13 protein-coding genes are annotated in these 10341 nt (G+C 43.5%); all 13 read left to right on the top strand.

Translation table 11 applies throughout. The features are described from left to right. Positions 1-14: 14 nt before the first annotated feature. The gene (gene rpsU, locus WJ238_RS00845) at positions 15-191 is read left to right on the top strand and encodes a 30S ribosomal protein S21 (RefSeq protein WP_004054229.1); all 177 of its coding nucleotides are present in this window, start codon (positions 15-17) and stop codon (positions 189-191) included. 267 nt (positions 192-458) lie between these two features. Then, positions 459-1565 (top strand): sulfurtransferase, encoded by a 1107-nt coding sequence (locus WJ238_RS00840; RefSeq protein WP_337605896.1) that lies wholly within the window; start codon positions 459-461, stop codon positions 1563-1565. A gap of 145 nt (positions 1566-1710) precedes the next feature. Then, positions 1711-2145 (top strand): hypothetical protein, encoded by a 435-nt coding sequence (locus tag WJ238_RS00835; protein ID WP_230106015.1) that lies wholly within the window; start codon positions 1711-1713, stop codon positions 2143-2145. A 1-nt stretch (position 2146) separates the two neighbouring features. Next, positions 2147-2821 carry a TVP38/TMEM64 family protein gene (locus tag WJ238_RS00830; RefSeq protein ID WP_230106016.1) on the top strand — a complete coding sequence of 225 codons (675 nt, stop codon included), beginning with the start codon at positions 2147-2149 and terminating at the stop codon, positions 2819-2821. A 1-nt stretch (position 2822) separates the two neighbouring features. Beyond that, positions 2823-3803: a (Fe-S)-binding protein gene (locus WJ238_RS00825; protein WP_256193589.1), complete on the top strand. Its 981-nt coding sequence runs from the start codon at positions 2823-2825 to the stop codon at positions 3801-3803. Beyond that, a complete protein-coding gene (locus WJ238_RS00820; RefSeq protein WP_316264694.1) occupies positions 3800-4507 on the top strand; it encodes a TVP38/TMEM64 family protein in 708 nt (235 codons plus the stop codon). The genes WJ238_RS00825 and WJ238_RS00820 overlap by 4 nt, the downstream gene beginning before the upstream one ends. Then, the gene (locus WJ238_RS00815) at positions 4507-4839 is read left to right on the top strand and encodes an arsenosugar biosynthesis-associated peroxidase-like protein (RefSeq protein WP_230106019.1); all 333 of its coding nucleotides are present in this window, start codon (positions 4507-4509) and stop codon (positions 4837-4839) included. Before WJ238_RS00820 ends, WJ238_RS00815 begins: the two co-directional genes overlap by 1 nt. A 4-nt stretch (positions 4840-4843) precedes the next feature. Further along, positions 4844-5827, top strand: coding sequence for an arsenosugar biosynthesis radical SAM (seleno)protein ArsS (gene arsS, locus WJ238_RS00810; protein WP_337605895.1), 984 nt, complete (start codon positions 4844-4846; stop codon positions 5825-5827). A 34-nt stretch (positions 5828-5861) separates the two neighbouring features. Beyond that, positions 5862-6290 (top strand): C-GCAxxG-C-C family protein, encoded by a 429-nt coding sequence (locus WJ238_RS00805; protein WP_337605894.1) that lies wholly within the window; start codon positions 5862-5864, stop codon positions 6288-6290. A 2-nt stretch (positions 6291-6292) separates the two neighbouring features. Further along, entirely contained in the window at positions 6293-7624 is a 1332-nt protein-coding gene (locus WJ238_RS00800) for a TIGR04283 family arsenosugar biosynthesis glycosyltransferase (protein ID WP_337605893.1), read from the top strand. A gap of 59 nt (positions 7625-7683) precedes the next feature. Next, positions 7684-8691, top strand: a complete 1008-nt coding sequence (locus WJ238_RS00795) for a phosphotransferase family protein (protein ID WP_337605897.1) — start codon at positions 7684-7686, stop codon at positions 8689-8691. Further along, positions 8688-9296, top strand: a complete 609-nt coding sequence (locus tag WJ238_RS00790) for a hypothetical protein (RefSeq protein ID WP_337605892.1) — start codon at positions 8688-8690, stop codon at positions 9294-9296. Before WJ238_RS00795 ends, WJ238_RS00790 begins: the two co-directional genes overlap by 4 nt. Next, on the top strand, positions 9247-10341 hold a 1095-nt coding region (locus WJ238_RS00785; protein ID WP_337605891.1), incomplete at its 3' end, for a sulfurtransferase. The genes WJ238_RS00790 and WJ238_RS00785, both read left to right, overlap by 50 nt.

Here is a 10341-nt window from a genome sequence, read left to right as displayed (position 1 = left end):
TTAGGTGTGAGACTATGTCAAATGTAATCGTTAAAGAAAACGAGACGTTAGATAGTGCTTTACGCAGATTTAAAAGAAACTGCGCGAAAGCTGGTATTCAGCAGGAGATTCGTAAAAGAGAACATTACGAGAAACCAAGCGTAAGACGTAAAAAGAAATCTGAAGCAGCTAGAAAACGTAAGTATAATTAATATGTGCAAAAGTGAAGGTGGCACGATTAAGTGCCATCTTTTTTTACTGCAATTTGGGACGTAACACTTTTAAAGTTTGTTACGTCCCAAATTGCAGTAAATGGTGTCCAAAATTGAGAATAAGGGTGGGATTTTTTGAAAATATCACAACATATAGATGAAATCTATATACACAACTATATATTGTTCTTATCTATTGGACGAAGACGAGCTGTATAGCTATAATAAACGAGGATATATTAGTCTCAAGGAGGTTTGAAAGGTATTATGAAAAAAAGAGTACTAGCTGCATTTTTATGTATGGCTATGACAGCTTCCGCACTGGCAGGCTGCGGCTCTAACACATCCACAGAGGAGGAGACTACCCAGGAGTCTACGGATGAGACAACAGATGAGAGCGCAGAAAGTGAACCTGTAGAGGCAGTGGAGACAAAAACTGTCTATGTAACTCCGCAGTGGGTAAACAGTGCGCTGAACGGGGAGCAGGAAGGCTATGAGGATATCCTGATTGCAGAGGTGGGATATGGCGACGTGGCAGACTGCGTATCTTACAATGAGGGACATGTTCCGGGAGCGATCTATGTAGATAACTGTGAAGTAGAAGACGCTACAGGAAGTGAAGAAGGTGCCTACAATCTTCTGGCAGCGGATGAAGTCGTAGATAATATGCTGAACCATGGTATTACAAAGGATACAAAAGTAGTACTTTATGGTGCTGATGTCAGCGGTACAGCAAGACAGGCATTTGCTTATCTTTGGGCAGGCGTTGAAGACGTTAAGATTATCAATGGCGGTATTGATGCATGGGAAAGTGCCGGATATGACACAGAGACAGAGGTAAACGAAGGAGAGGCCGCAGAGGATTTCGGTACAGAAGCCCCCGCACATCCGGAGTATCGTCTTGATATTGAGGATGCGAAGGAAAAACTTGAGAGCGATGACAACTTTAAGCTTGTCAGCATCCGCAGCGAGGAAGAGTGGCTTGGTGAATCCAGCGGATACAATTATATGGACAAAGCCGGTGAACCAGAAGGTGCTGTATGGGGTAAAGGCTCTGAGACATCATCGGATGTAAATGGTTTTCTCAACGACGACGGGACAGTGAAAGACCTGGCAGGCTTTGAAGAAGTATGGGCAGATTGTGATTTTACATTGGATAATGAACTTTCTTTCTACTGTGGTACAGGATGGAGAGCATGTGTTCCTTTCCTTGTTCTTTATGAGAACGGTTATGAAAATATTTCGGTATATGATGGCGGATGGTATGAATGGCTGATGCATGATGATTATCCGGTACAGGTAGGCGATCCTGCAAGTGATGACTGTGAACACACAACTGTAGGAGAGCTTCCGACAGGCAAAGCTGCCAAATAGATATGATTAATAACAAAATGCTGCCGGCAAGTAAAGCGGCAGCATTTTTATTCTACCATATAGAAATGCCATCTGTGTTTACTCCTACGCGAAAATCCTCTGGGAGATCTATGTAATATGCCAAGAAAAGAATATGGAGGAAATTATGAAAAAAATAGCATATATTTTGGCGCTTATTCTGGAGATTGCTGCTCTGACCGGCGCCGGTATTATACACTATTTTGCAGAACGGAAACTGGGAATGGTTCGGTATCTGAATTATAAGAATATGACATGGGAGCGGGATTATCCTGTAGGTACTTTGAAAACAGTATCCTTACTAATAGCTGCAGTATTAACGGTGCTTATTTTCCTTCTCTTTCTGAAGAAAAGAAAGGAAGTTTCCCGGCTTACAATGGTTATGAATATTTGTATGATTGCTCTGACTGCGCTGTACGGGGGATATACACTTATAAACTCTACTGACACTATGGCAGATTATTATTTTATCAGTATTCTCTTTCTTTTGGCGGCTGTAATTCAGATCGTTAAAACAGGCATCGCAGTGTTGATGGCAAAAAGAGGAGAAGAGGGAAAGTAAAGTGAAAAATAAGAAACTTTGGCTTTTCATTAGCCTTGTGATTCTGATCCTGATACTCAATCACATATTTAAATGGTCCTCTTATCTTGGAGACACCGATAATCTGACATTTTTGAAAGCAATGATACAGGATAATCTGGCGGGAGCCATTGCAATCTATATGCTGGTAACGATTGTAGGAAGTGTTGTTCTGGCACTGCCGGGCGTTACTTTTGCCATTTTGGCAGGGCTTTTGTTCGGCCCTGTATTGGGAACAATATTATGTACGATATCTGCCACAGCAGGTGCCGTCCTGGCATTTCTTGCAGGAAGATTTTTTTTAAGGGACAGTATAAGGCCTGCAGCCATGAAAAACCAATATCTGAAAAAGTGGCTGTTTGATGAATCGGGGAAAAATCAGCTTTTCGTTCTTATGATCACAAGGCTTGTGCCGGTGTTTCCCTATAATCTGCAGAATTTTGCCTATGGTGTAACAGATATCGGATTTGTTGCTTATACAGTAGGTTCTTTTGTATTTATGATTCCGGGGACGGCTATGTACACAATCGGAACTGCCGGACTTGCAGATGCAAAAAACAGAATAATGTACATTGGAATTGCTGTAATAATAGCGGTAGTGGTGATCCTGGCAGGAGTGTTTTTGAAGAAACGCTATATAGAAAATGTGGAGGAATAAGATGGAAAGCAGATATCCCGGGGAGGCATGTATTCACTGCCACCTGTGCCAAAAGAACTGTATGTTTCTTTCAAAATATAAAATAGATATCGGTGATACCGAAAAGTTAAAAAAGCTTTCCATGCACTGCTTCTTGTGCGGAAAATGTACTAGGGTCTGCCCTAAAGGAATTGATGGAAGGAAGATCATTCTGGAGATGAGAAGGCAGGCAGCAACAGAAAATGGGGAAAAACCGGCGGAAAAAGGATATGGTATGCTGCTTTGGGAAAAGAGGAATTACCGTTTTCGGAATTATAAAAATGCCGGTGGGAAAAGCGTGCTGTTTCCCGGATGTAACTTCCCGTCCTTTTACCCGGAGACAACAAAATATCTGGCTGAATTGCTGAAAAAAGAGGCAGATATAGGAATTGTTTTTGATTGCTGCGGAAAGCCGGTATCAGAGTTGGGGTTAGAGAAAGAGGAAAAAAGAATTCTGGCAGATATGAATAAACGTCTGGATCAGCTTGGAGCGGAAGAAGTAGTTATGGTCTGCCCCAACTGTTATCATTTTCTGAAAGGGCGTCTTCATGCCAGGGTGACAGATATTTACAGTAAACTGCTGGAGCTGGGGCTGGGCAGAAAAATTTCCGGTGAGATCCGGATTTTTCCGCCATGTCCGGACCGTAAAGGAAAAGAGCTTCTTGAAAAAATGTCTGTATTTTTGGAAGGTGAACCGTGCCTGGAGGAAAAGGTTCAGTGCTGTGGTCTGGGAGGATGTGCGAGTGTGAAAGAACCAAAGCTTGCGGCAGAAATAACGGAGGATCTTGACAGGAGACAGACAGTATATACTTATTGTGCATCCTGCAGCGGGGCTTTCACAAGAAAAGGATATAAAGCAGAGCATCTGCTTTTAAAAATACTGGGAAGAGAGGAGACAGCCGATGTGAAGAAATCTCTTTTAAACAGAGTAAAGTCGAGGTACTGGAGGAAGAAAAAAAGATGAAACAGAAAAACTGGGTAAAAAAAGGAATCATACTGGGGATCATTCTTGTATGTGCGGCGGTTTATTTTTTTGTGCCGCCGGTAAAAAGCGGTATGAATAAGGTATTCAGCATGTTTGCCAGTGGAGATTTTGATGTAGTAAGAGAGTTTGTGGCATCCTATGGTGGCTATGCAGCGTTGGTGTCCTTCCTCCTTATGATCTTCCAGTCTGTGGCGGCGCCGCTTCCGGCTTTCCTGCTTACTTTGGCAAATGCCAATCTTTTTGGATGGTGGCAGGGGGCTGTCCTTTCCTGGAGCAGCGCTATGGCAGGGGCAGCTGTGTGTTTCTTTATTGCCCGTATATTGGGGAGGGATGTTGCAGAAAAGCTGACCAGCAAGGCAGGGATCGCACAGATCGATACCTTTTTTGAAAAATACGGAAGGAATACGATTCTGATCTGCCGTCTTCTGCCTTTTGTGTCCTTTGACATTGTCAGCTATGCTGCGGGACTTACTTCTATGTCTTTTAAATCATTTTTTATTGCTACAGGCATCGGACAGCTGCCGGCCACTATTGTGTATTCTTATGTGGGAGGAATGCTGACAGGAGGAGCACAGCTTCTGATGACAGGACTATTGATATTGTTTGCCTTATCAGCTCTTATTGTAATGCTAAGGAAGATATACATGGACAGACAGAAAAAGACAAAAGGAGGAAATGAATAATGGAAACTTATTATAACCCGGAAGATCTTGCGAAATTTGGGACTATCGGCGAGGAAGCGCCACAGCTGGCAGAGAAATTTTTTGATTATTATGGAGCTGTATTTGAAGAAGGAGCTTTGACAGCCAGGGAGAAATCCTTGATCGCTCTTGCGGTTGCTCATGCAGTGCAGTGTCCTTATTGCATTGACTCCTACACAAATGACTGCCTCAATAAAGGAGTCAGTGAGGAGCAGATGACAGAAGCCGTACATGTAGCTGCTGCAATCCGAGGAGGGGCCACTTTGGTACACGGAGTACAGATGAAAAATATTGTAAAGAAACTGGAGCTGTAAGGGTATGAATCAGGCATTGGAAGATTTAAAGAATTTGACAAATATTCCGGATTTTGAAGAGAGGATCACGGAAGAAGAGTACAGGTATACGACTGACAGGCTGGAAGTGATGCAGATTAATGTGGGAAAGCTCTGCAATCTTGCCTGCAAGCACTGCCATGTGGAAGCAGGGCCTGCAAGGACAGAGGTTATGGACCGGAAAGTGATGGAAGCCTGTCTTAAAGTATGCAAAGAGCAGAAGGTAGAAACAATCGATATTACCGGCGGTGCGCCGGAGATGAATCCGAATTTTGAATGGCTGGTAGATGAGGCATGCAAAATATGCAGCCATGTAATTGTACGGACGAACCTTGTTATATTAAAGGAAGAGAAATACAGGCATCTGCCGAAATTTTATGCAGATCACAAGGTGGAGATTGTCTGTTCGCTTCCCTACTACCGCGCAAAAGAAATGAATCGTGTCAGAGGAGAGGGAACATTTGAGACAGCCATTGAAATGATCCGGGAGCTAAATGAGCTGGGATACGGGAAAGAGAAGGATCTGGTGCTTAATATGGTCTACAACCCGGCCGGAGCCTTTTTCCCTCCTGTGCAAAGTGCCATGGAGAAAGAGTACAAGTCCAGACTGTGGCAGGATTATGAAATAGTGTTTCACAATCTCTTTACTATAACCAATAACCCGACGGGGCGTTTTGAGGCTTTCCTGAAACGAAGCGGAAATCTGGAAAGTTATATGAAAAAACTGTCTGACGCATTTAACGCGGCTACCCTTCCGGGACTTATGTGCCGTTTTCAGATTTCAGTAGGTTATGACGGGCGGGTATATGACTGTGATTTCAATCAGGCTGCGGACCTGCCGGTCCTGACGGGGGAGACAATTTTTAATATGGTTGGGAAATCCTTCAAAAAGCGGAAAATCTGTCTGGCAAATCACTGTTACGGATGTACTGCAGGACAGGGATCCAGCTGCGGCGGCGCTACAGAATAAAGGAAAAGACAGACAGGATAAAAAGGAGAAGAAGATGACAAAAGAAGAGATTAAAGATCTTTTTATGCAGGGAATTGACTGTTCCCAGGTGGTGACAACAGAATTCGCAGAAAAAATGCAGCTGACAGAAGAACAGGCAAGAAAAGTGTCTGCCTGTTTTGGAGGCGGCATGATGTGCGGAGAAACATGCGGGGCAGTGACAGGAGCTTTGATGGTCATCGGTATGGTCTATGGGCACAACAGGGAAGGGGATCAGGAGCAAAAGGACAGGATGACTGCCAAAACAGCAGAATTTAAACGGCTTTTTGCTCAAAAGTATCCTTCCTGCATGTGCAAAGAACTTCTGGGACATGACATATCAAAGCCGGGTGAAATGGAAAAAGTTATGGGAAAAGGACTTTTGTTTGATTTCTGCCCTCAAGTGGTAGCAGATACAATTGAGATACTGGAGAAGATTCTGTAACAATGAAAAGAGCAGTCATTATTTTTACAAGAGTTCCAGAGCCGGGAAAGACGAAAACCAGGATGATGCCTCATCTTTCCCCGGTTCAGTGCGCCCGTCTTCACACCTGCTTTCTCAAAGATATTGTTATGGAGTGCCGAAACGGCGGGGCGGATGTCTTTGTCAGTTATACGCCGGAAGAAGGGTGGAAAACACTGAAAAACATTCTGGGAGAGGTAAAGGGATGGATTCCGCAGACAGGAAAGCATCTTGGAGAGCGGATGTATGGAGCTATGAAAGAGGTGCTGGATCAGAAATATGATTCCTGCCTTCTCATAGGTGCCGATGTACCGGAACTTGAGGTTAAAATTCTTAAAAAGGCGTTTGATGTACTTGAAACAGAAGATGTAGTCTTTGGAAAAACCGTAGATGGAGGGTATTATCTGACAGGAATGAAACAGCCTGTGAAAGAAGCTTTTTCCCTGGATACTTACGGACATGGGAAGGTACTGGAAGAGACAGTGTTAAAAATCGAATCGGCCGGATTTTCCGTTGGATTTACAGACACGTTATCCGATATGGATACACCAAAGGACTTAAGAGGCTATAAAAAGCGGATGCTGGAAGATGTTCGTTTGAAGGAGAGTTTTACAGGCAGATATCTGGCAAAGATCAGTAAGATTTCCATTATCATTCCTATCTACAATGAGAGCCGTACCATTGAAAAAATGCAAAGACAGCTTTTGCCTCTTCTTGGAAAGTGTGAGATTCTATTTGTGGACGGGGGAAGCACAGACGATACACTGGAGAAAATTTCTCCTAGATTCCAGGTGATACGGTCAGAAAAAGGCCGGGCCTGGCAGATGAATAAAGGGGCGGAGCAAAGTACCGGAGATATTCTGTTTTTCCTGCACTGCGACAGTGAGCTGCCGGATCATCCATTGGAGAGAATGCGCAAGGTCATGAGAGATTACAGGGCAGGGTGTTTCGGTATTGCTTTCCACTCCAGAAATTTCTTCATGTTTACATGCAGGGTGATCTCTAATCACAGGATCAAAGATCGCAAAGTCATGTTCGGGGATCAGGGTATTTTTCTGGATCGAGACCTCTTTTTTGAAGCAGGGAGATTTCCGGAGATACCTATCATGGAAGACTATCAGTTTTCTCTTACTTTAAAAGAGATGGGAGTAAAGCTTGGGATGGCAGACAGGCGTATCTACACGTCAGATCGCAGGTTTCCGAAAGGGACGATTCCGAAATTGAAACTTATGTGGAGAATGAATCGACTAAGGAAAATGTACAGAGACCAGGAAGATATAGAAAAGATTGCTCAAATGTACCGGGATGTAAGGTAGCATCATATGCGGGGAGGAAGATTATGGAAAGTCAGACAGGAAACAGTACAGAAAAAGATATAAAAAAGACAAAAGGTCTAAGCAATTATATCCAAACTGCAGGTTACAGAAAAGGACTTTGTCTTCCTGATAATGTGCAGGAAGAGTACAGTCTGCTGGGACAGGGAGAATACAACAGAAACTATTTGTTTACACACCCTGTGACGGGACAAAAGCTGGTTCTGCGGATTAATTTTGGAAGTCAGATGCACCTTGCCCATCAGATTGAATATGAGTACAATGCGCTGAAGCTTCTGGAAGAATCAGGACGTACGCCGCGTCCTTTCTATGTAGATGGAAGTCTGAAAGATTTTACAAATGGGGTTATGGTTATGGAATATCTGCCGGGACATGCACTGGATTATCACACAGAACTTTTTCGGGCAGCGGGATGTCTTGCAGATATACACAGCGTTTCTCTTCCGAAATGCACCCATCTGATAGTGCCTGAAAATCCAGTCCGAGCGATATTGGAAGAGTGCGAGCAGATGGTATGCACTTATATGGAAAGCAATCTGGCAGATGCGGATAAAAAGCAGAAGATACGTCTGCTGCTTGATCTTGCCTGGAAACAGGCGGACGCACTTGCCGCGGCTTCCTATCAGTGCTGCATCAACACAGAACTCAATTCCACCAATTTTCTCATGAATGGAACAGAAGGCCCGGATTATCTGATCGACTGGGAAAAACCGATCTGCGGGGAACCGGCCCAGGATCTGGGACATTTTCTTGCGCCTACCACTACCTTCTGGAAGACGGATGTTATCCTTGATGAGAAGGAGATGAGGGCATTTGTAGAGAAGTATATAGAGGAAGTGAATGGGAGATTTCCGGTAAATGATCTGTGGGAGAGGACAAACACCTATATGACAGTTACCTGTCTTAGGGGAATTACCTGGTGTGCCATGGCCTGGGTGGAATACCAGCAGCCGGGGAGGAAACTTGTCAATGAATCGACCTGGCGGAAGCTGGAGGCTTATTTGACGGATGAATTTCTGGGGAAAATGAAGAGGTTTATTGAAAAATGAAAAAACGGAACATTATAAAAGGAATACTATCGCTGATAATTGCCGCGGTCATTACCGCACTGACAGCCATTATACCAATTGTGGCTTCAGTGGGAAAAGCAGTTTATGCCAATAATGTTGCAGTAATATTTATTGGAATGGAATTAGGACCTGCAGCAGGTATCGTTTATACAATACTGTCGAGTTTTATATTAAACAATATCGGAATGGGAAGCGGGGTACTTCTTTATGTCCTGCTGTTTCAGATTGTGGAGGCCGGACTGCTGGGTCTTCTATGGCATAAAAAGCGTATGCATATGGGGAGATACTTATTGACAGTAATTGGAGGGACCTTCCTTTTAAAACCGTTTTCATATATGCTGTTCTATATATTCAACAGCAGCATATTGGGAGATATGACATTTCTGGAATATATGAAAAGTAATTATCTTCTCTATCTTCAAAATGGGTGGACAGATACACTGATCATATATGCAACCGGAATTATCATAGCCTATATACTTCAGTATATTTTGGATATGATATTTGAAAAAATGGAAAAAAGGGGAAAAACAAATGAAAAAGAAGGTATTAATTGCAGTGCTCACCGCGCTGACAGCTATTAGTGTGGCGGCATGCGGAAAGCAGGAAACGGAAAAAGAAAGTGAAGAAACAATCACGCCTGCAACAGGTGAAATAGCAACAGTTACAATTGATGATCTGGATCCGGAAAAGGTGCAGATTATTGATGTGAGAGAAGAAGAACAGTATATCGGCTGGACAACAGAAGAAGGATCCGGCGGACATATTGAAAATGCTGTGGATTTCCCGGAAAGCTGGCTGGATATGGATCTGGAGAAGGAAGCAGCTATCGGAACGACCATGCAGCTGGAATTGGAACGACGCGGACTGGATGTGACAAAAGAAACGGTTCTCTATGATAATGATACTGTGTCAGAGGAGACAGCAGAAAAGTATCAGGCTATCGGTTTTGAAAATTTATCTGTTCTGGACGGCGGATACAATGCATATGTGGAAAGCGGAAAGGCAACGGAAAGTCTGGAACATTATGAGATGTATGTGTATCCGCAGTGGGTGCAGGATCTTGCAGACGGTAAAAATCCTGAGACTTTCGATGGAGGTGATTTCCAGATCATAGAAGTGTCTTTGGCCAGCGAAGAGGATGAATATGCAAATGGTCATATACCGGGAGCTATCAACGTAAACGCAGATGAGATCAATCATGTGCCGGGTCCCCGTGCTCTTGCAGATTATGAAGTAATTCCGATGGAAGAACAGTTAAAATACTGGAACCGTCCTTCTGACGAAGAGATACAGAAGAAACTGGAAGATCTGGGAATCCAAAAAGATACTACAGTAGTGCTTTATGGTACGACAGCAGCGACTACAGCATCAGCCAGAATGGGACTGATCCTGAAATATGCAGGTGTTGAGGATATCAGACTTCTGAATGGTGGAAAGACACTGTGGACATTGGAAGGAAGAGAACTGGATACAGAGAAACACGAACCGGAACACGTGGAATTTGGTGCAGAAGTACCTGTAAATCCTGAAGTTATTTATGACTACGATGAAGAGCTGGAAGTTGTAAACAATGAAAACGCTGTTGTCGCGTCTATCAGAAGCTGGCCGGAATACACAGGAGAAGTA

The sequence above is a fragment of the Claveliimonas sp. genome (assembly GCF_037273965.1).
GTDB classification, from domain to species: domain Bacteria; phylum Bacillota; class Clostridia; order Lachnospirales; family Lachnospiraceae; genus Claveliimonas; species Claveliimonas bilis.
The sequence above is the reverse complement of the archived record's forward strand: the minus strand, read 5'-3'. Positions and strand labels throughout refer to the sequence as shown.

Excerpts from the sequence above, each read along its gene's own strand:
- rpsU (WP_004054229.1), top strand. The coding sequence starts at position 15 with ATGTCAAATGTAATCGTTAAAGAAAACGAGACGTTAGATAGTGCTTTA.
- WJ238_RS00840 (WP_337605896.1), top strand. The coding sequence starts at position 459 with ATGAAAAAAAGAGTACTAGCTGCATTTTTATGTATGGCTATGACAGCT.
- WJ238_RS00835 (WP_230106015.1), top strand. The coding sequence starts at position 1,711 with ATGAAAAAAATAGCATATATTTTGGCGCTTATTCTGGAGATTGCTGCT.
- WJ238_RS00825 (WP_256193589.1), top strand. The coding sequence starts at position 2,823 with ATGGAAAGCAGATATCCCGGGGAGGCATGTATTCACTGCCACCTGTGC.
- WJ238_RS00820 (WP_316264694.1), top strand. The coding sequence starts at position 3,800 with ATGAAACAGAAAAACTGGGTAAAAAAAGGAATCATACTGGGGATCATT.
- WJ238_RS00815 (WP_230106019.1), top strand. The coding sequence starts at position 4,507 with ATGGAAACTTATTATAACCCGGAAGATCTTGCGAAATTTGGGACTATC.
- arsS (WP_337605895.1), top strand. The coding sequence starts at position 4,844 with ATGAATCAGGCATTGGAAGATTTAAAGAATTTGACAAATATTCCGGAT.
- WJ238_RS00805 (WP_337605894.1), top strand. The coding sequence starts at position 5,862 with ATGACAAAAGAAGAGATTAAAGATCTTTTTATGCAGGGAATTGACTGT.
- WJ238_RS00800 (WP_337605893.1), top strand. The coding sequence starts at position 6,293 with ATGAAAAGAGCAGTCATTATTTTTACAAGAGTTCCAGAGCCGGGAAAG.
- WJ238_RS00790 (WP_337605892.1), top strand. The coding sequence starts at position 8,688 with ATGAAAAAACGGAACATTATAAAAGGAATACTATCGCTGATAATTGCC.